Origin of the sequence: Mesorhizobium yinganensis (genome assembly GCF_040081985.1) — a bacterium.
Lineage (GTDB): Bacteria > Pseudomonadota > Alphaproteobacteria > Rhizobiales > Rhizobiaceae > Kumtagia > Kumtagia yinganensis.
In genome coordinates, this window is record NZ_JBEBMH010000006.1 from 239,799 (window position 1) to 260,323 (window position 20,525).

At 61.0% G+C, this 20,525-nt stretch carries 21 protein-coding genes and 1 pseudogene; 16 read left to right on the forward strand and 6 right to left on the reverse strand.

Annotated features, from left to right (window positions below; translation table 11 throughout):
• Positions 1-79: 79 nt before the first annotated feature.
• The 5 genes from ABMA59_RS14635 to ABMA59_RS14655 form a co-directional block, all read right to left on the reverse strand.
• Positions 80-1,705: an acyl-CoA dehydrogenase family protein gene (locus ABMA59_RS14635; RefSeq protein ID WP_349006095.1), complete on the reverse strand. Its 1,626-nt coding sequence runs from the start codon at positions 1,703-1,705 to the stop codon at positions 80-82.
• A 173-nt stretch (positions 1,706-1,878) separates the two neighbouring features.
• Entirely contained in the window at positions 1,879-2,706 is an 828-nt protein-coding gene (locus tag ABMA59_RS14640; protein ID WP_349006096.1) for a nickel-binding protein, read from the reverse strand.
• A gap of 112 nt (positions 2,707-2,818) precedes the next feature.
• Positions 2,819-3,148 (reverse strand): hypothetical protein, encoded by a 330-nt coding sequence (locus tag ABMA59_RS14645; protein ID WP_349006097.1) that lies wholly within the window; start codon positions 3,146-3,148, stop codon positions 2,819-2,821.
• 19 nt (positions 3,149-3,167) lie between these two features.
• Complete coding sequence (locus tag ABMA59_RS14650; RefSeq protein ID WP_349006098.1) at positions 3,168-3,821, reverse strand: L,D-transpeptidase; 654 nt, start codon at positions 3,819-3,821, stop codon at positions 3,168-3,170.
• Positions 3,822-3,871: 50 nt separating this feature from the next.
• Positions 3,872-4,837 (reverse strand): ABC transporter substrate-binding protein, encoded by a 966-nt coding sequence (locus ABMA59_RS14655; RefSeq protein WP_425475917.1) that lies wholly within the window; start codon positions 4,835-4,837, stop codon positions 3,872-3,874.
• Positions 4,838-5,033: 196 nt separating this feature from the next.
• Between ABMA59_RS14655 and ABMA59_RS14660 the strand changes: the two genes are divergently transcribed.
• The 12 genes and pseudogenes from ABMA59_RS14660 (at position 5,034) to ABMA59_RS14715 (ending at position 15,147) form a co-directional block, all read left to right on the forward strand.
• On the forward strand, positions 5,034-5,999 hold the full coding sequence (locus ABMA59_RS14660; protein WP_349006099.1) for an aspartate carbamoyltransferase catalytic subunit: 966 nt from the start codon (positions 5,034-5,036) through the stop codon (positions 5,997-5,999).
• The gene (locus ABMA59_RS14665) at positions 5,996-7,282 is read left to right on the forward strand and encodes a dihydroorotase (RefSeq protein ID WP_349006100.1); all 1,287 of its coding nucleotides are present in this window, start codon (positions 5,996-5,998) and stop codon (positions 7,280-7,282) included. The genes ABMA59_RS14660 and ABMA59_RS14665 overlap by 4 nt, the downstream gene beginning before the upstream one ends.
• Positions 7,283-7,318: 36 nt before the next feature.
• A complete protein-coding gene (gene plsY, locus ABMA59_RS14670) occupies positions 7,319-7,906 on the forward strand; it encodes a glycerol-3-phosphate 1-O-acyltransferase PlsY (RefSeq protein WP_349006101.1) in 588 nt (195 codons plus the stop codon).
• Positions 7,903-8,442: pseudogene (locus ABMA59_RS14675) on the forward strand (DNA-processing protein DprA); the annotation flags it as partial. The gene plsY and the pseudogene ABMA59_RS14675, both read left to right, overlap by 4 nt.
• Positions 8,443-8,503: 61 nt before the next feature.
• Entirely contained in the window at positions 8,504-10,012 is a 1,509-nt protein-coding gene (locus tag ABMA59_RS14680) for a recombinase family protein (RefSeq protein ID WP_349006102.1), read from the forward strand.
• Positions 10,013-10,655: 643 nt separating this feature from the next.
• Positions 10,656-11,264, forward strand: coding sequence for a hypothetical protein (locus tag ABMA59_RS14685; RefSeq protein ID WP_349006103.1), 609 nt, complete (start codon positions 10,656-10,658; stop codon positions 11,262-11,264).
• 102 nt (positions 11,265-11,366) lie between these two features.
• The gene (locus ABMA59_RS14690; RefSeq protein WP_349006104.1) at positions 11,367-11,972 is read left to right on the forward strand and encodes a hypothetical protein; all 606 of its coding nucleotides are present in this window, start codon (positions 11,367-11,369) and stop codon (positions 11,970-11,972) included.
• Between the two features lie 388 nt (positions 11,973-12,360).
• Positions 12,361-12,870: a hypothetical protein gene (locus tag ABMA59_RS14695; protein WP_349006105.1), complete on the forward strand. Its 510-nt coding sequence runs from the start codon at positions 12,361-12,363 to the stop codon at positions 12,868-12,870.
• A gap of 73 nt (positions 12,871-12,943) precedes the next feature.
• A complete protein-coding gene (locus tag ABMA59_RS14700) occupies positions 12,944-13,654 on the forward strand; it encodes a hypothetical protein (protein WP_349006106.1) in 711 nt (236 codons plus the stop codon).
• A gap of 8 nt (positions 13,655-13,662) precedes the next feature.
• Positions 13,663-14,391: a hypothetical protein gene (locus tag ABMA59_RS14705; RefSeq protein WP_349006107.1), complete on the forward strand. Its 729-nt coding sequence runs from the start codon at positions 13,663-13,665 to the stop codon at positions 14,389-14,391.
• A gap of 4 nt (positions 14,392-14,395) precedes the next feature.
• A complete protein-coding gene (locus tag ABMA59_RS14710; RefSeq protein ID WP_349006108.1) occupies positions 14,396-14,602 on the forward strand; it encodes a hypothetical protein in 207 nt (68 codons plus the stop codon).
• An 89-nt stretch (positions 14,603-14,691) separates the two neighbouring features.
• Positions 14,692-15,147 (forward strand): hypothetical protein, encoded by a 456-nt coding sequence (locus ABMA59_RS14715; protein ID WP_349006109.1) that lies wholly within the window; start codon positions 14,692-14,694, stop codon positions 15,145-15,147.
• A gap of 55 nt (positions 15,148-15,202) precedes the next feature.
• Here the strand turns inward: ABMA59_RS14715 and ABMA59_RS14720 are convergent, their stop codons facing one another.
• Positions 15,203-15,430 carry a hypothetical protein gene (locus ABMA59_RS14720; RefSeq protein ID WP_349006110.1) on the reverse strand — a complete coding sequence of 76 codons (228 nt, stop codon included), beginning with the start codon at positions 15,428-15,430 and terminating at the stop codon, positions 15,203-15,205.
• A gap of 713 nt (positions 15,431-16,143) precedes the next feature.
• Between ABMA59_RS14720 and ABMA59_RS14725 the strand changes: the two genes are divergently transcribed.
• From ABMA59_RS14725 to ABMA59_RS14740, 4 genes are read left to right on the forward strand one after another with little or no spacing between them, the layout of a single operon-like run.
• Entirely contained in the window at positions 16,144-17,367 is a 1,224-nt protein-coding gene (locus ABMA59_RS14725) for a radical SAM protein (protein WP_349006111.1), read from the forward strand.
• Entirely contained in the window at positions 17,367-18,233 is an 867-nt protein-coding gene (locus ABMA59_RS14730; protein ID WP_349006112.1) for a hypothetical protein, read from the forward strand. The genes ABMA59_RS14725 and ABMA59_RS14730 overlap by 1 nt, the downstream gene beginning before the upstream one ends.
• Position 18,234: 1 nt before the next feature.
• Entirely contained in the window at positions 18,235-19,674 is a 1,440-nt protein-coding gene (locus tag ABMA59_RS14735) for a 5'-methylthioadenosine/S-adenosylhomocysteine nucleosidase (RefSeq protein WP_349006113.1), read from the forward strand.
• A gap of 16 nt (positions 19,675-19,690) precedes the next feature.
• Complete coding sequence (locus ABMA59_RS14740; RefSeq protein WP_349006114.1) at positions 19,691-20,449, forward strand: exodeoxyribonuclease III; 759 nt, start codon at positions 19,691-19,693, stop codon at positions 20,447-20,449.
• Positions 20,450-20,525 lie beyond the last annotated feature (76 nt).

Here is a 20,525-nt window from a genome sequence, read left to right on the forward strand (position 1 = left end):
TGCCGTTCCGGCGCAACGTAAACCATTTGTTAAGGTTAACGGCCTGGGGAGAAACGGCCCGCCGTGCCCACTCGCCGGCTCAGTTCGCGGGATAGAGCGTGTCGAGGATCAGCGCCGGATCGTGGCGCGGGGCGAGCATTCCGTAGGTAGTACGCCATTGGCCGGCCAACCGGGTCTCGACGAAAGCGTCGGCGATTCGGCCTGCGCCTATGCGCCTGAGTTCGGCGGCGGCGGCCGACAGCGCAAGCTGTTCGGTCAGAACCCGAGCCGACCCCTCGTCCGAGGAGGCCACCTGCATGGCGGCGCGCAACACGCCCACCGTCCCTGCCCCGCCCGCGCCGAGGTCGCGCGAAATGCCGGCAAGCACCTCGTCGAAAAGGCCAGGCCCTCGGCCAAGCACGCGCAGCACGTCGAGCGCCATGACGTTGCCGGACCCCTCCCAGATGGCGTTGACCGGCGCCTCGCGATAATAGCGGGCCAGCGGCCCCTCCTCGACATAACCGTTGCCACCGAGGCACTCCATCGCCTCCGCCAGCAGGGTCGGGGCGACCTTGCAGACCCAGTATTTGACCACCGGCGTCATGACCCGGGCAAACGCCGCTTCGCCGCGATCCTTTGCCGCCTCGTCGAAGGAGCGCGCCAGCCGGAACGACAGCGCGGTTGCGCCGGCGACGTCCAGCGCCATGTCGGCCAGCACGCGCTGCATCAGCGGTTTGTCGATCAGATTGCCGCCAAAAACCTTGCGGTGGCGGGCATGGTGCACCGCCTCCGCCACGCCGGCGCGCATGATCGCGGCGGATGCCACCGCGCAGTCGAGCCGGGTCAGCGTCACCATGTCCATGATCGTCCTGACGCCGGCGCCGGGATCGCCGACCGGCTCGCCGACGGCACCCTCGAACTCGACCTCGGTCGAGGCATTGGAACGGTTGCCGAGTTTGTCCTTCAGCCGCTGGAACCGAAAACCGTTGCCGTTGCCGTCGCTCAGGATCCTCGGGACGAGGAAACAGGTCAGCCCTTCCGCCGCCTGGGCGAGCACCAGGAACGCATCCGACATCGGCGCCGACATGAACCATTTATGGCCGGTGATTCGATAAAAACCACTGCCTGCCCGTTCGGCGCGCGTCGTGTTGGCGCGCACGTCCGTGCCGCCCTGCTTCTCGGTCATGCCCATGCCGAGCGTCAGGCCGGCCTTCTGCACCGGCGGTTTCTGGGTCTGGTCGTATTTGCGGCTGGTGATTCGCGGCGCCCACTCGCGGAAAAGTTTCGGGCTGGCCATCAGCGCCGCCAGCGAGGCGCTGGTCATGGTGATCGGGCAGAGATGCCCGGCCTCGAGTTCCGCCGTGAGGTAGAAGCGCGCGGCGCGCACCTGGTGCCGGCGGCCGGTCTCCTGCTCGCCGTTTTCCCATACCGACGAATGCAGCCCGCCGGCGATGCCGCGGCGCATCAGCGCGTGGTAGGCGGGATGGTATTCGACGATATCAAGCCGCCTGCCCTGCCGGTCATGCGTCCTGAGTTTTGGAGTCTCGGCATTGGCCAGCCGCGCCAGTTCCTGCGCCTCCTGGCTCAGCACGAACTTGCCGTGCGCATCGAGTTCCTTGCGGACGGGCTCGGAAAAATCCTCGGCCAGTTGCACGAGCAGCGGATCGCCGCGCCATGCGTTGCCGCCGGCGAGCGGCGGCGGCTGGTTGGTTACCTCGTGCGTCACGCCGGATCTCTTTCCCCTGCGCCCTCGAATCCAAGCGCCTGCCGATGCTTATAACCGATGGCAAGTGTGGCGCACGACGAAAAAACCCGAACGGGGCCTTTGCTCGCATCGACGAGACGGCAAGTAGCATGACCGACACGGGCGCGGTGGAGGATGGACAGGCGGGGCAGCTGTCAGGGCGTTTGCGAACCAGCCCATGTGCATTCAAAAGACGACACCAACTGCGAAAAACCCTTGAGGCGCCGGCGTCTGCTGCGCAGGAACGCGCCTGCATCGCCGCATTCGCGGCAGATATTCTCGGAGACGAGGATCTGGTCGCCGGACGCTGCGGAGCACAACCGGGCGGCAAGCTGTACCGTCGAGCCGAACAGGTCGTTGCCATCGGCGACCGGCTCGCCGCAGTCGAGACCGATGCGCACGTGAAGTGGCTCAGGATTGCCACTGTTGAAGGCCCGGAACTCCCGCTGGACGGCCATCGCACATTCGACCGCATCCGCGGCCGAGGTGAAGGAAGCCATGATACCGTCGCCGGTGTGCTTGACCTCGCGGCCGCCGGACCTGGCGAGGCAGCGGTGCACGATCGAATCATGCGCGCGGACCAGTTCAGTGGCGCTCTTGTCGCCAAGCCGTTCGGTCATGCTGGTCGAGCCGACGATATCGGTGAACATGATTGTCCGATGGCCGGCATCCATCTCCGGGTTTTCGGTGCCGATAGGCGGTTCGGGATCCTGGATGCGACCGAGAAACGCCTCTACCACGGCCAGCGAAACCTCAATGATCTCGCCGGCGACATGGCCGTGGGCTTCATGATGCACGCGTTGAGCAACGTCCTTGTCAGGCGCGTCAACGAGGCAGAAGGCGGTTCCGCGCCGATCGTCGAACCAGTAGGTGAGGAACTTCACCCCGTATAGTTCCTGCGTGGCAAGGTCCAGCTTGTGCGCGCTGGCTATCTCGGCAGCGGTCATGCCGCGCAAATCATGCCGGTCCATGAAAATGGGCATGTCCTGCACTCCGGCTCGGTCACCCATCTATCCACGGCAGGATATTCCGCTTGCGGCCCTTTCGCAAACCGCTGTGTCGAAGACGCACCGTCAGGGATCCTTCCAGGCTATATCAAGCCGGCTGGATCGATACGATCTTGCCGTCGGCGTCGATGAGGCAGGTGGTCGGCTTGCCGGCGGCGTTGAGTTCCACCTGATAGTTTTTCGCGTCCAGCTTGCGCGAACTCACGGGCAGCACCTTGCTGGCCTCCAAGCTGGCCGATCGCGCAGCCTCGGTGGCACACAGGAGTTGCAGGTCGGCCGGGGCCGTTTCCAGCGTCGTCCTGGCCATCTGGTCGGGCGTCGGGCCGGTCGTGCAGGCGCTCAGCGCCGCGGCGAGCCCCGCCGCAAACAGGCCGGGCCACGGCCCCGACCTGACAACCCAGTTTACGCAAGCAGTCATCATCCCCTCCTTGGAAAAGTCATACCCCCTTGTAGAGAGCGGCCCCCTGCATCAGCACAATCACCTTGGCGCCGATCTCGATGCGCGAATGCAGGTCGACGATGTCGTCATTGTTCATGCGGATGCAGCCGGACGACACGTCGAGGCCGATGGTCCAGGGCTCGGGCGTGCCGTGGATGCGGTAGATCGTGTCCCGGTCGCCCTCGTAGAGGTAGAGCGCCCGCGCGCCGAGCGGATTTTGCGGACCGCCCGGCTGGCCGCCGGCCCATTTTCGCGCATTCGGATCGCGCGCCACCATCTCGGCGGGCGGCGTCCAGATCGGCCACTCCGCCGTGCGCCCCACGCGCACGATGCCGGCCCAGCCAAACCCTTCGCGCCCCACGCCGATGCCGTAGCGGATCGCCTGCTGGCCGGGTTGGACGAGGTAGAGAAAATGCTGATTGCCGTCGATGATGATGGTGCCCGGCTTCTCGGCGGTGCGGAATTTTACCACCTGCGGCCGGAAGGCTTCCGGCACCTGCTTGTGCTGGCGCCAGTATTTGTAGGCCTTGGTGCGGTCGTAGCTGGTCCAGGTCCGCGTCTTCGGGTCGTAGACCTGAGTTCCGGCCGCGGCGAACGCTACCGCTGTCGCAAGCATCAGCCCGGCCGCGAACAGCGCGCCGAGTTTGATCATCCGGCCGCGCATCAGGGCCCTGGAAAGCGCAGGACTGCTGGAAGGTCCAGTCATGGCTTCGCCCACCCGTCAACGCGCGCCTGGTTCTTTTCCACCCACTGCTCCGCGAAGGCGAGAGGGTCCTGACGTTCGACCTGCAAGGCATAACTCATGTCGATCGCCTCCTCGGGCTTGAAATCGATGCGATCGAGGAAGCGGGCGACATCCGGGTGTTTCTGGCGCAGCGCGGTCGCATAGGCGATGTGATAATGGGCGGCGTCCCAGCCCACAGGCGCGCTCGATTTCGACAGCCATTCCGGGTCCTCGCCCGGCAGCACCACCTTCCATTTGGCAGGATCGTAGGGCGGCTCGGTCAGGCGCACGATGTCGTGCAGCTTGAACACGGCGTGCGGCGCGTAACAGGCAAAGACCATGGGGCGCTCCGTGGCCTCGGCCGCGTCCACGGCCGCCATGCCGACATCCTCCTGCACTTCCAGCAGCGTCAACTTCTTGGCATAGCCGTAGCTGTTGGCGCGGATGCGCTCGATCTCGGTGGACGACCATGTCGGCGCGCCGATCCACAATTCTCCCTGTCCATCGCCGTCGGTGTCGAGCACGGAGGTCTTCTTCTGGTCGCTCAGGTCGGAGATATCGCGGATGCCGTCCTTGTCCGCGGCCACCCTGTTGGCGCAGATGCCCTGCCACGCCGGCACGCCGATCGGGCTGATGGCGACGGTGCCGGCATCGGTGACGTAGCGTTTGACGAGATTGTCGAGATTGGGCAGCCAAACTTCCGGGTGGATGTCGACCTGCCCGGAATCCAGCCCCGCAAAGGCGATCAGCGTGCCCATCTCGACGGCGTCGGCCTCAAGGCCGAATTCTTTCTTCAGGCCAACCTTGATGATGTTGGCAGAGGCCTTGCCCGACCACCAGTTGGGCATCGCGATGACGAGGTCGGCGGCTTGCGCGCCCATGCAGGAAAGGCAAAGCGTCGAGGCGGCCAACGCAGTCTTCAGCCAAGACCATGCGTAGAGCATGCGGAGTCCCTCTCAACCGTGACGCGCCCCCCAAGACTTTTACATGTCTGGGGACGTAGCGCAATTTGCATAAGCCATCGTTGTTGCGGGAAAGGACTCATGGCCGGCAGCGTGGAAACAGTTACCGGCATCTTGTTGACGACGTTGGATATCACCTTGTGGCAAGGCGATGCGCAGCCTATAGCAGCCGCTTGAGATGATCGACGCCGCATCCCTGCCGCTGTTTCCCCACCGCCACCTGCTTGGCATCCGCGACCTTTCGGCGGCCGATATAGAGCATCTGCTCGACCGAGCCGACGCCGCCGTAGCGATCTCCAGGCAGTCCGAGAAAAAAACCTCGACGCTGCGCGGACGCACCCAGATCAACCTCTTCTACGAAGCCTCGACCCGCACGCAATCGTCGTTCGAACTGGCGGGAAAGCGCCTCGGCGCCGACGTCATGAACATGAGCGTCGCCAGCTCGTCCGTGAAGAAGGGCGAAACGCTGATCGACACGGCGATGACGCTCAACGCCATGCGTCCGGACATTCTTATCATCCGCCACGCCTCCGCGGGCGCGGCAGCGCTGCTCGCGCAAAAAGTCGGCTGCTCGGTGGTGAATGCCGGCGACGGCGCCCACGAGCACCCGACGCAGGCGCTGCTCGACGCGCTCACCATCCGCCGCGCCAAGGGCAAGCTGCGGGGGCTGGGGGTGGCGATCTGCGGCGATATCCTGCATTCACGGGTGGCGCGCTCCAACATCCTGCTGCTCACCGCCTTGGGTGCCTATGTGCGGGTCGCCGCGCCCTCGACGCTGCTGCCCGCCGGCATCGAGCAGATGTCGGTCGATGTCTGCGCGACGATGGAGGACGCGCTGCGCGACGCCGACGTGGTGATGATGCTTCGGCTGCAGCGCGAGCGCATGGCCGGCGCTTTCGTGCCGTCGACGCGCGAGTATTTTCGCTACTACGGCCTCGACGCCGAGAAGCTCAAGGCCGCGAGAAAGGATGCGCTGGTCATGCATCCCGGCCCAATGAACCGTGGCGTCGAGATCGCCTCGGAAATCGCCGACGGGCCGCAGAGCGTCATCCAGGAACAGGTGGAAATGGGTGTCGCCGTGCGCATGGCGGTCATGGAAGCGCTGCTCGACCCGCGCCGCAATCCCGAAGGGCGCGCCGGATGAGCGTCACCGTCTTTTCCCATGCCCGCATCGTCGACCCGTCGCGCGGTATTGACGAAGTCGGCGCCGTCATCGTCGACGGCAAGACAATTCTGGCGGCCGGCGCCTCGGCGCTGAACCAGGGTTTTGCGGGCGGCGCTACCGTGATCGACTGCACAGGCAAGACGATCCTGCCCGGACTGGTCGACGGCCGGGTCTTCATCGGCGAGCCGGGCGCCGAGCATCGCGAGACCATCGCCTCGGCCAGCCGCGCCGCGGCGGCCGGCGGTGTCACTTCGCTCGTCATGATGCCGGACACCGATCCGGCGATCGACAATGTCGCGCTGGTCGAGTTCGTGCTGCGCACCGCCCGCGACACGGCCGAAGTCAATGTCTTTCCCGCCGCCGCCATCACCAAGGGGCTGGAAGGCCGCGAGATGACGGAGTTCGGCCTTTTGCGCGAGGCCGGCGCGGTCGCCTTCACCGACGGTCGCCATTCGATCGCCAATGCGCTTGTGATGCGCCGGGCGCTGACCTATGCGCGCGATTTCGACGCGGTGATCTGCCACGAGACTTTAGATCGCGATCTCGCCGCCGGCGGGGTGATGAACGAGGGGCTGTTCGCCAGTTGGCTTGGGCTCCCGGGCATTCCGCGCGAAGCCGAATCGATCCCGCTGGAGCGTGACCTTGCCTTGGCCCGCCTTACTCGAGGTCGCTATCACGCGGCGAAGATTTCGACCGCGCTCTCGGCCACGGCGGTGACCCGTGCCAAAACGGACGGCGCCAACGTAACGGCCGGTGTGTCGGTCAACCATCTGTCGCTGAACGACAACGACATCGGCGAATACCGCACCTTCTTCCGCCTTTCGCCACCGCTGCGCGCCGAGGACGATCGGCTCGCGATGATCGAGGCGTTGCGCGACGGGACTATCGATATCGTCGTCTCCTCGCACGATCCGCAGGACGTCGATACCAAGCGGCTGCCCTTCGCGGACGCCGCAGACGGCGCGATCGGGCTGGAAACGCTGCTCGGCGCTGCGCTGCGTCTCTACCACAATGACGACGTACCGCTCCCGCGCCTGGTCGAGACACTGTCCACCGCGCCGGCAAGACTCTTCGGCCTGCCGGGCGGCACACTGAAGCCCGGCGCGCCGGCCGATCTCGTGCTCGTCGATCTCGACGAGCCCTGGGTGGTCCGCGAAAGCGATATCCGCTCGCGTTCGAAAAACACCTGCTTCGAGGGCGCCCGGTTGCAGGGCCGCGTCCTTCGCACGCTGGTTGCCGGACGCACGGTTTTCGAGGCATAGTTCCGAGGGGCGGCGCGAGCCGTCCGGGGGAGGCTCATGACGATCAATCTCATTGTCGCAGTGGTCTTCGGCTATCTGCTCGGCTCGATCCCGTTCGGGCTGCTGGTGACCCGCGCCGCCGGGCTCGGCGACGTGCGCAAGATCGGTTCCGGCAATATCGGCGCCACCAATGTGCTGAGGACCGGCAACAAGGGGCTGGCGGCGCTGACGCTGCTGCTCGACATGCTGAAAGGCACGGTCGCCGCGCTGATTGCCGGGCATTTTGCGCCGGAACTCGGCATCGCCGCCGGCTTCGCTGCCTTCATCGGCCACATCTTTCCGGTTTGGCTTGGCTTCAAGGGCGGCAAGGGCGTGGCCACATATCTTGGCGTCGCGCTTGGCCTTGCCTGGCAGGCCGCGCTGGTGTTCGCGGTCGTCTGGCTGGCTGTCGCCTTCCTGCTCCGTTATTCCTCGGCAGCGTCGCTGACAACAGCCGTCGCGGTCCCCGTGTTTCTGTATTTCACCGGCCGCACCGACCTTGCGATCGCATTCGCCGTCATGTCGGCGATCATCTGGATAAAACACCACGCCAACATCTCGCGCCTTCTTGCCGGCACCGAGACCCGGATAGGCTCCAGGGGATGACCCAGCCAAGGCCGCTGCTTTCGGAGCGTCAGCGGCTCGCCTGGCTGAGACTGATCCGCACGCCGAATGTCGGGCCGGCGACGTTCCGCGACCTGATCAACCGATTCGGCTCCGCCGAGACGGCGATCGAAGAACTGCCGGCCCTCATGCGCAATGCCGGGTCCGCCGCCGCGCCGCGCATACCGCCCGTCGCCGCCGCCGAAGCCGAGATGGAAACCGCGCGGCGGCACGGGGCGCGGTTCATCGGCATCGGCGAACCCGACTATCCGGCGCAACTCAGGCGCATGGACTATCCGCCGCCGCTGATTGCCGTGAAAGGCAACGGCGCGATCTTTTCCCTACCGGCCGTCGCAATCGTGGGCGCGCGCAACGCTTCGCTCGCCGGGCTCAAGATGGCGCGAATGCTGGCCGCCGCGGTCGGCAAGGAGGGTTATGCCGTCATCTCCGGGCTGGCGCGCGGCATCGATACCGCGGCCCATGAAGGCAGCATCGCAACCGGCACGGTGGGCGTGCTGGCCGGCGGTCTCGACCGACCTTGACGGTCATTCAACAAAACATTATCACCCAAGTCAGACCACCTGATTTGGAGATACCGCCATGTTGCAACCCCGAGACCTCAAAGGCCGCACCGCCATTTCTTACGCGCGTTGGTCCTCGGGACAGCAAGCAAAGGGTGACAGCCTCCGCCGACAGACAGCAGAAGCCGCCAACTTCTGCGCAACCTACGGTCTCACGCTCGACAGGGCGATAACCGACGACGGCGTCTCGGCCTTCAAGGGCGCGAACCTAGAAGCCAGCCTTGGGCAATTCGTGTCCAACGTGCGGGAAGGTAAGATTGCCGCTGACGTGGTTCTCATTGTCGAGAACATAGACCGCATCACTCGCGTCAAACCTACGCGCGCCATTCGCTACTTCCTCGACCTTCTGGACACAGGCCTGACGCTGGTCACCCTGACGGATCAGCGAGTCCATACAAGCGAAGGCTATGACGACAATTTCGCCAACCTCATGATGTCCCTCATGGCGATGCAGGCCGCACACGAATACAGCGCCAAGCTGTCGTTCCGGGTTGGGGATGAGTGGAAGAACCGCGCCAAGCGTGCGCGGCAGGGCCGGGTCAAGATGTCCAAGGTTCCCTTCTGGATTGATCAACAAACACAGCAGCTTAACGAACGAGCTGACGTTGCCCGGATGATCTTCAGGATGTCCAAGGAGGGTGCTGGCCAATGGACCATCACCAACCATCTCAACGAAAGCGGCATTCCATCGCCACGTGGAGGCACCTGGGGCAAGTCCGTGGTTCAAGACGTCCTGAAGTCGAAGGCGTCCTATGGTTCCCTCGTGGTCAAGGGGGAAGAAGTCCCCGGCTACTATCCCGCATTGATCACCGAAACGGAGTGGCTGGCAATTCAGCAGCGCCAGGGCGAACGCCATCGGAACCCACAGGCCTCGGGCACCACGAACCTGTTCCCGCGTCTAATCCGCTGCGCTGTCTGCGGTTCCCCGATGAATGTCTCGACATCGCATGTGCGCGGTAGCCTCTGGCGCTACCTTGTCTGCGAAGGGAAGTCCTTCAAGCGGACGGACTGCAACGCCCCCAACTGGCGCTATGATGAGTTTGAGGCGGAGTTTGTCAGCCGCGTCGGCCTACTAGCCGTTCCTGTACCGGCGGACCCTGCGGCCCCCGAGGTCACCCGCGTGGCCGAATTGGATGCGGCGCTCAACGCTCTCGAAACCAAGCGCGCCAACGTGCTGGCGGGTATCGCAGAGGCGGATACGGCGGACATTCGCAAAGTGCTGCTTGACCAAGCTGCGGCCATATCCCGCGACATCGAAGGCCGAAAGGCCGAACTGGTCCGGTTGCGCGAGAGTGCCGCGCGCTTCCATGATGCCGCTGCGTCCGTGGTCGACATTGAGGCGGACCTTGCGGAGATACAGCGTTTGGCAAAGGAGGACCGCAAGGGCGCGCAGCGTCTCATCGGGGACCTTGTGGAACGCATCGACCTAGAGACCGATGGTGTGGGCAGGGTTACGCCGGAAACCTTGCGGCGCGCCTCTGTCACGCTGCGGAACGGGTCGCAAGTTGGTTTCGTTCTCGGTGGTTAGCAGTTTGGTACTCGTACAGACAGAAGACCCATCTGCGTCATTTTGGTTGCCATATAGACAGAAGTGAACGGTGATTACGGCTTCATATAGAAAACACCGAACGGCGGTGGAAATTAGGTACCCATATAGAGGATGCAAGGCCAAGGACCTGTCGCGCTCCCGCGCCTCAAATTGATTACCTGCCCATATTGAAAACGAGCAGACGACTTTCGAAACCTAATTACCCCCTCATAAAGAACATATCTAACGCCGGGCCGCGTGAGTTGCCCCTCCATATTGATTGAGGGAACGGCGCACCAGTTGTCGCGCGCATGGTGCCAGGTTATTGCCCATGCAGTAGGCACCGACGAATGGCGATTAGGGGCCCATATAGCACACAGGAACCCGGATGGCCCGCGAGCCTCGGCCAATTCGGGCCCCGTAATGATACGACCGAACGGGCATTTGCCAGCCGCACCTATTACCCCTGCATATTGAGATAGCGAACGCCTCTGGTCCAAACGCGGCTTGGTCCAGTTAGGTACTCATATTGAGATATCGAAAGCCCGCCGTTCCCCTCCGCGTCCGTCCGTACGTCCGCTCATGTCTTTTGACTTGGGCGTGCAGTTTGGCGCGCCTCACCCATGAAACCAAAGGACCACCCATGAAAACCGCACGCCCTCTGCGAAGACGTCCACGTCGCGAAAATCCCTACACGAAACGTCCTGACGAAACCGGCGCAGAATACATGCAGCGCCTCCACAAGATGCATGAAGATGACACCGCAGAAGCGGGGCGGATTGTGGCCGCTGAGAAAGAACGCATACTGGCTGAGACGCGAACCCGCGCACCCCGCACCCCATACGAGCGGCAAGTCGTGAGCATCGAGCGTACCCGCGCCAACCCCATGCCTATCCGTCTCAATTGTGCTACGCGGCGTCTCGCAAACCATGGCGCAATGGCACCGGAAGGCTGCTTACATAACACCCTATTCGACACACGCTATCGCCACGACTTGAGCGCCGAGACCGTGAAGGAGATCATGAGCAACTTGTGGGAATTCAGGTTGCTCGGCTGGTTTCCCGGCGACACGGCTTATCTGAACTACGCTCAGGTCACGGGCATCGTTGCCCGCAAAGCCGTGCGTCCGAACGACACCGCCGACCTCATCCCGGCGGGGTTCGCAGAACGTCAGTCCCCCGACGAACTCGCGGCACTCAGATACGGCAGGGAGGCCCGCAGCGAGTCACACAGGCGCGCCAGCGGCGTCTAGCCTCAACCCGCTTTCCTATACCGCAATCACCGCAACGCCATTCCACGCGACTCCCTGAGTCCGTGAGGGGCCTTCGCATGGTCATCGAAAGGATCACCGCCAATGAAATATCAACGATGGCTCGACGGCCATCGACAAACTGCTATCGCCAGAGGTGGCAGGGCCCTCCGTTACATTCCGAAAGGCTACGACGAGGGCTTCCTCGACAGCGCCCTGATGGCAACCCGAGACCGCAAGCCGGGAGAGATCGTCAATCCTCAAACCGGAGAACTCATGTCCCCATGCCTCACGGTCGGCAGGTTCGCCACGGAACTCGGCACCACCACGCGAGGCCTGTACGTCAAGCTGGAGGCCTTGGGCGTCGTCCACCGTGTCCTCAGTTGGAAGGATGTACCAACGATCACCGCTCCCGCGACGACCAAGCCGGAATACTTCCACCGCCACACGTTAACCCCGTGGGCACTGGCGGAGGGTCACGGCGTAGTCATCAAGGCGCGCGATGGCCAGCCAATGGAACTGCTCACGCCGAGGGGCCAAGCCTTCATCCGGGAAGGCCTGAGCGGACCACGGGTTTCCGATGCCACGCTACGAGACCGGATTGGACACCTCGCTGATACGGCACCGTGGCTCAGTCACCGGGACATCGCGAGGAAATTGGGATGCAACCAGACCACCGTGTCCCGTCATATGAAGCGGCTGGCCGCATGAGGTGACGCTGCGTCAGAAGTGATGCACGTCCGCGTAGTAAAGAGAACTCGGGTTAGCATCGGTCGGAAGCTGGAGATTGACTCACCCAGTGACGAACAGCCCGAGGCGAGCCAAGTACATAGGACGCGCTCGGGATATCGTCAGGCAGAGAGCCGCGCTACGCGCAGACTGACGCTTTCCACCGAGTTCAGCCTATCCATCCCGAGACATGCCTTTGGATGGAAGACAAAAATTCCATTCAATCGGAATAATCTATTCGGTCTCACCCCCGAAGGATGACTTTTATCGGGTTCCTGTTGACCCGTCAGAACGGGCAAAGCCCGTCTCTCTTCCTGACGACAGGCACAGGGTAACGATAGACCCTGCCCACTCGTGACTTCGGTCACCTGTGGCCAACCTCATCACCATCATCATCGAAAGGAATAAGACCATGTGTGACATGGGATTAGCCCTCGGCATTGCTGCCGGGGCCGCGCAAGCCGCTGGTCAGGCGTCAACTGCCGACAAGAACCGCGACCTGATCAAGAAACAGGCCAACCTCGAATACGCCACGCAAGAGCGTGAGTTTCTCGTGGAAGCCGACGCCTCGAACAAGGACGCCTATCAGGCCGCACTTGAGGGCGACCGCGCACAAGCCATCGTGAAAGCCAGTGGCGCTGGAATGCAGGGCCTCACGGCAGGCCTGAGGTCCGCCGAACAATCCCGACAGTCCGCCCTGTCCATCGCCAACGCTAAGGACCGTAGCGCCGCAGCGGGTGCAAACTACGCCCTGGCTGGCAAGAACACGCAGATCGGCGCGACGAACCGCATCGCCACCGAGGCGTCCCTCAGCCCACTGAACGCCTTCAGCAACATCGCGACCGCTGGCCTCGACGGCTACGGCAAATTCAGAAAATGACGAAAGGAACCCCATGCCCCTCCCGACCACGCGAGGGCACCCGCGTGACTGGCGGGTAGCCAGACAGTCTGACGTGTCTGTGCGTTCCCTCTGGGCACGCCAGATCACCAACGAACTCAAATCCTGCTCGTGCCCCGGCTGCACCCGGAACCGTGCCGGTATCTCGCCCTACTGCGCCACCCACAAGCAGGCCAAGAGCGACAGGGGCGACCCTCTGTCCCGCCTGCCATCCCGCAATGAACTCGCGATCTTCAAGCGGGCCATCGCGCTCTACCTCGGCACGGACCCCAAGATGGCCGCGAAGGTCACAACGGACCTTTCGGCCCTTGAACGGCGGATGACGTTGCCCCCGTCTTTCTGCCTCTCCCCCGGCGACATCCATGGCAAGCTGCCCGTGGTGGCCAAGACAACCGGCCTCCGCGCCAATTGGCAGCATCGCCACGGGCGGACCTATACCGAAGCCGTCATCCATGCGCTCGCCCTCATGGGGTGGATGTCGGTCTACTACGACACGGGCACCTCTGGAGGCCTCTGGCGAAACCGGAAAGCCTTCCTCGACACCCGTGCCGGGGCCGTCTTTGGCGACATATCGAAGCCGTCCGCCAAGATGGCCAAGGTGGTCTCGGGAGCCGTCAAGCGGCACCTCGGCTCACACCTCACGCGGCACGCGGCCACGGTCTACGGCAGGGACTTCTGGTCCTCTCCGGTGGCCACGGCATCCGGCCAATCAATGACCATCCTCGACTACGCGAAACTGGCGCTCCGCGCCGCCAACCTCCTTTGAAGGACACTATGCACGACCACGATGACTACGCTCCCCGGAGCCTCCTCCCGAACCCTGACCACCCCCAGGAATGGCTCAGACCAAGCACCCCCGGCTACAGTATCGGCAGTGCTGCTGGTCCCGTTCCGGAGGGCAAGGTTTTTGTCAGCGGCCTGAACACCTACGTTGACGCCGACGTTGCCGCCCAGCTTGGGCTTACGGCTGGCACGGCGGGGCCCGAGGGCAACCCGCACAATACCGACGCCCTGAACCCACTCGGCCTGCGCCCCGGTGCCGACCCGAACGAATGGGCCGAGGCTGACAGCGAGATGTCCGACGAGGAACTTGCGGACCTTCAGGAACAGATCGAAGCCCGCACGGAACGCGAGCCGTCCCTGTCGTCCACCTATGACGAGATCGCAGATTGCTTCTATGCCGAGCACTTGGCGGAAGGGCTGGAAGCCATGATCAAGAACGGCGATGCCGAGGACACCCTTGCTCGTGTGTCCGCCGCTACTGGCCTCGACGCTCAGACATCGGCAAGCCTCATCGAGACGACGATCATGGAAGCCGCGCCGGTGGCATCAGAGTACATCGGCGGAGACCGCTGGTCCTCTCTGGTCTACGCCGCGACGTCCACCCCGGACCCGTTTGCCCGCCGTGTGCTCACGAGTGTGATCACCGGGGAACTTCATCCGTCGAAACTGCCGAGGGCGTACGACATGTGGTGGAACTCGCTACCGGACACGGAGGCCTGAGACGATGTGCTTCAACAATTCCGACGCTGACATTCCCGCACCGGCCCCACCGCCCGAGGTTCTTAAGCAAGCCGCACCGGCCAAGAAGAAGACAGCCGAGACGCCAGCCAGTGCGCTGGCCATCGGGACCAAGAAGTACCGGACGGCATCCGGCATCGGCACCGCTGGCTTGGGGACCAACAGCGCCCCAACAGGCATCGGCGTTAGCTGACATGCTCGGGACCGCCATCAACGCCTACGTGCTGACCATCGCAATGGCCAGCCTCATCCAACTCATCACCTGAAAGGAACACCATCATCATGGCAAAGAAGACCGTGACCCGCGAGGAACTCCTCGCCCAACTCGAAGCCTTCGACAACTCGACAGAGGTCGCCTCGCTCAAAGCCGAGGTTGCACACCTGAAGCAGGAGAACGCCTCATTCGTCTCGCAGCGCACAGACCTTGAACGGCAACTGAAGCTCGCGCAGGACGCCATGCAGCTTGTTCGCGATGCCGTCCACAAGGTGGACATTCGCAACCGTCCGCTGAGTTTTGAGTTCACCGAAGCGGGGGAGCGAGCGTCCCGTATGTCGATGGCCGAGGTCCAGCGCGGCATCCAGCACGGCACCAACGACCCGGCCACAGGCCTGCCCTATACCGCCGAGACCAAGCCGCAGCGCGACCTGGGTGCCGGGACACCGAAGGTCACCCAGGAGGAACTGGAGCGGCTCTTTCCGCAACTGCGCGGCCCCGAGGTTGCTGGCGTGGAAGCGTAAAAAAGCGAAGGGGGACCAAGCCTAACCAGATTAGCTTTGGTCCCCCCGCGTCCATCTATGCCGCCACAGCCCCATCTGACACCGGCAATAAGGGCCTGCCGTCCAATGTGGCTCCAACCAGACGTATGTACTCATACTCGCTGTACACTTCGAACTCGGTGGCCCCCTCGGGCATATTGTTCAACCCGTGGTCACAGGCGTTCCAGTGAGAGGCTTGCGCGGTCACGAGTTCCCCTGCGGGCAGCCCGTGTTCGTTGGTGAAGGTGATCAGGTAATTTTCCATGGTGCCCTCTATGGCCGGTTAAGTTGACAGCCGCATTGGAGCACGAGCCGACGCGCAAGGTCAAGGAATAAATACCTACACTAGTGGAGACTCTCCATTAGTGGAGAGATCGACCCGCCAAGCTTCTCCTCACGGTAAAAAATTCACCGCCTGATGCCATGTCACCTCTCCAAATCGTATGAGGCCCATGAAAACACGCGGCCCTTCTGCTCACGAAGAAAAGCTCTATCGTCAGCTACCGCGTAGCCGATATCCCGCGCCGCCTGTCAGCGCGGCATAGTCGTCCTCGCTGTACACTTGGAAATCGTCTGTTCCCTCGGGTGCGTTGTTCCAACCGAAGGCGCAGGCGTCCCGTTGTCCGGGTTGGGAGCTCACGAGTTCCCCTATCTGTAAGCCGTGTCTGTTGGTGTTGGTGATCAGCTAATTTTCCATGCTGCACCCAATGGCCGGTGAAATTCACAGATGCATCGAAGCAGACGCCGACCCATGCACTTAAGGAATAAATGCCTAGTAGAGTGGAGCCTCTCCGGTAACGTAGATATATCACCTACACACGCCAGAATCGGGGCCTATCTGAGCCATCGCCCTAACCCGCATCGCTAAGGCTTTTCCTACAGCACCGTCAGCGGCGAACGGGGTAGACGACCTCGAAGGGCTGATCCTCTGGCCAAGTTCGTGACGAGGGCATACAGTTCAGGATCGAGTCGCATTAGATGGTGAAATCCGAGCGGCCAAGCGGCATTTTTGGTGGCGGGGTCTTCGTGGGCAATGGGACGGACATGACGGTTTCGGAAACGGGCATAGTCGAACCTGCGAAAAATGCGTTCGCTATGGACGCCGCTTTTCAGAAGCACTTCGCGCGCCTGCATCAGGTCTTTATGTACATAACCGACCGATGCAATCTAGAATGCGAACAATGCATCTACAAGCCCAGTATAACTCACTTTATCAACGAAGAAATATCGTTGAACGACGCTTTGGGCCTGTTGGCGAGTTTTCGTCAACTTGGCGCAGGTAAGGTTACGTTTTTGGGCGGGGAGCCAACCCTTTATGGCCATCGCCAGGGCGGAAAGCCTTTGCTCGATCTCATCGAAGGGACGCGGGCACTCGGTTATGAATACATTCGGCTCGACACCAACGGGCAGCGGGTGAAGCCATTGCTGAGTGCTCAATCGTTCGCCAAACTAGACGAACTTGCTTTCAGCCTCGATGGATTTTCGCCCGAAATTAACGATCCTCTGCGAGGACGCGGCACCTTCATACGGGCGGTCGATGGTATCCGAAGCGCACTCCAGAGCGGGTACGCCGTCAGTATCACATGCTGTGTTCAGAGGATATTTCTGGAGCGCGATGATGAAGGTACGCTATTGCTTGAAAAAATGATCCGCTTTGCGGAGGAATTAGGAGTCCATCAGATCAATTTTCATGACTTATTCAAGGTGGGGATTCCCATGGACACGTGGACAGGAAACTTTGCGCCTCGTCCCAAGGACTGGATCCCGGTGTATGCCGAGTTGGCTGAGAAAGTTGCGAGAGACGATTTTTCGATTTCAGTGCGGTTGCCTCAGTGCTTCGTTACAAAAGCGGAGTTCGCAAGAAATCCAGCCTACTATGGCTATTGCCCAGTGAAATTGGGCGAGCGGGTGATGGTCCATCCAAACGGCACAATACGGATTTGTTCGAACCTTATCTGCACAGCCTTCGGTGCAGCGCGGTACGGCGAGAGGCAAATAAGATGGGATCGCAGCGATGCCAATGAGATCGCAGGACATGAATTGAATAGGCTGACACCGTGCACAAACCGCAGCCGTCATAGGAAATACGGAGACCTCGTTCCCGTTTGCTTTTCGTTCAAGCCAGGACAGGATGAATATGTGTGGCAACACCGCCTAAATTGGGAAAGTAACCGTGCCGCCCCGATTGTGGAAGCCGTCTGATGGTTAGATTCAACAGTGGCGACAGCTTGCTGCTTGAGACCCTGGAACAAGCAGGGATTTCTGCTCCTCTCGCTCGACAGGCCAAGATACTAAATTCTTCATCGGCCAATTCTGAAGACAACGAACGCGTCCATAGAAATACGAACACCATTATATTTGAGTTGTTGAGAAACGATGAACTTGGCACTTGCATTCATGTCACCGGCGGCGCGCGCGCACTAACCGACCCGTTCCATCGCCGGATTTGTGAGGCGATGCTGGGTGAGAACAAACAGCCTTTTCAGGTACTATATCATGTGCCATCAGATCGCATGGGAAGCCCATGGGACCTTGTATCTTGGAACCTCGAACAATGGGAAGCTAAAGGTCTACATCGTTGGCAACAGAAACTGCTCACGATCGACATGATCGGTCGCCGAGGTGTGGACCTCAAGGGACAGGAAGCTCAAACTGGAATTCAATATTCTGTCTTCGGCGATCGATATGTTCAACTGCAGGCTAAACATAGCGACACAGCGCTGGCAAAGCCAATTTGGTTGCTAGAATCGGAAAATATCAACGGTATCTTGCGTGAGCAGGCGCAAATCGCTCTCGACGACGCTACCGAAATCGACGAAGGGCACTTCCACGACTTTGTTGGAACACTACATAGCAATTTGGCGCGCGCTTTTTTGGCCATGATTGGTCGCACCCCCGGCATCGATAAGGACGGGCTTCTGGCTGATCGGCGGTTTTACACCACCACCTTGAATCCGGAAATCACGCTCGACGCACTATGCAGGATGGCATTTGTCTTGCCGTCTGAGCACTCAGGACTTACGCTAACCGATTCTGGGAGATCGTTCTTTCAAGACACAGAGATATGAATTGTTCGACTATTGGCTCAAAGTGGCGGAAGACCATCTCGATTTTTGCTGCGTCACGGAACCGTTGCCCTTACAAGGGTTGAGCGTTCGCGTGAGGCACTCTCGTTCCAAGGAATTATATTGCGACGCTGGTATGGCGCTAGGTAATGTTCTCGCGCGGCTGGGGGCCGACATAAAGTCAATTGAGGACATCCATCGGGCACTCACAAGCAATATCGCCCGATCGTCGGTCGAGTCGATCGATGCCTTCGTAATGATCGCGGGAAGCACAGGTGTGTCTGCAGAGGCACTAGAGTTGTCACATGAGGAGGCTTCAAACGGCAGGCCTTTCAGAAAGAAACTTCATGTCGCTCTGCCAGTGTCGTTTGCCGAGGGTTTCATTCGCAAACGGCTTGAGCACCACGGTGTTTCGATTGATCTTTTCAGACCAGAAGAGGTAGCGGACGGGAAACTTTGTGTGCGAACCGTTGATACCCTTGTCAACCGCAGGCGACACGAGATCAGTATGGCTAGGCGAAAGGCCGAAGAATTTGCACCAACGATTGGTATCGTCGTGGCGCTGCAGGTGGAATATGAGGCCATCGTGCATTTACTAAATGACCGACGCGGACAGCGTGAGAGAGATAGCGCGGGAACGCTCCGAGAATACGAACACGGGACGTTGCCCTCCCACGACGGTCGCAAGCATCACATTGTTGTGACGCAAGTTGGAAAAGGGAATAACCGCGCCTCCGTGTTAACTGAACGGATGCTCTCAGACTTCAAGCTAGATGAAGTTATTATGGTCGGTGTGGCTGCGGGGATTCCGCAACTACAGAAGGGGCAGGCTGACGTCCGATTGGGTGACGTTGTTATATCTAACGAAATGGGCGTGATCCAAACCGACTTCAATAAGAAAACCTCAGATGGCGTGGAGTACATTTACCAACCGCGCCCCCCTTCGCAAGCTTGGTTGACGCGATCTACTGGGCTACTCGCCAAACCTGAAGAAATTGCGAAATTTTGTACGCGACTCTCACAGGTTACCACGGCGCGCGCGCTAAGACGAGGCAAACGCGACAGGCTGATAGATGATCCCAAACCTGAGAGGGGAAAGCCGCTACGGCGACCGGCCAATCCGCAACGAATCAAGAATACTCCCATAGTCCATGCCGGTCCGATCGGCAGTGCCAATACTGTGTTGAAAAACGCGGCTGATCGAGAGAGATTGCGAAGTGACTTTAAACTATTAGCGGTTGAGATGGAAGCATCTGGCGTCGCGGAAGCGGCAATGCAGAATGGAACAGGGTTCTTTGTTGTGCGTGGCATATGCGACTACGCGAATGATGCGAAGGAAAAGTCATGGCAGCCCTATGCGGCGACCGCTGCGGCAGTGTTCGCGGTAACTTTGATTGAGAGTATGCCCACGCCCCGTGGGCGACACTCTAGAGACCCCTCCTGAGCACGAAAAGGCTCGAATGAAGATCGTCACGTGGAACGTAAACGGGCTAAGGTCTGTGGTCCGTCGTGATTTCGAACATTGGCTCCGCCAACTGGATGCGGATGTGATTTGCTTACAGGAGGTCAAGATAGAGGAAGACCTCTTAACAACAAATTGGTTTGGTGGGTATAAGTCCTTTTGGAATACCTCCGAGCGCCCCGGCTACAGCGGTGTTGCGACCTTAGTACGTGAAAGTCTGGCTCCGAGCATCTTCTACAAAGGTATAGGCCATCCAGATTCCGATGTGGAAGGGAGAGTTCTTTCGCTTGAGGTGTTAGGTATACAGATAGTCAACGTATACGCCCCGCATAGTCACCGTACACTAATACGCCTTGACGCTAAGCTTGCGTTCCTCGCAGCTTTGTCTTCGTTTTTGGCGCGGAACGCTACTAAAGGCCCATCTATCGTGCTTGGTGACCTAAACATCGCGCACACCGAAATTGACTTGGCGAATCCTAAGGCAAATGCCAGAAATGCGGGGTTCTTGCCTGAGGAACGCGAGTGGCTTTCCGGAATGCTAGCATCGGGTTTTGTAGATGCATTCCGAAAGTTCGAACCGGGCTCGGGACACTACACCTGGTGGAGCCTACGCTCGGGCGTGCGGGATCGAAATGTCGGGTGGCGGCTAGACTATATCTTGGTAACTGAATCACTTGAGAGCAGGCTTTTAAATTGTCGTCACATGGCCGAGCGGACTGGATCGGATCACTGCCCAGTCTCGGTAGAACTTTCCTGACGGGCCGCTAGCCTTTTCGTTTGCTACTGCGGCGGAGGCAGCCGTCAATCGGGACGCTGCAGGCTAGTTGCGATTC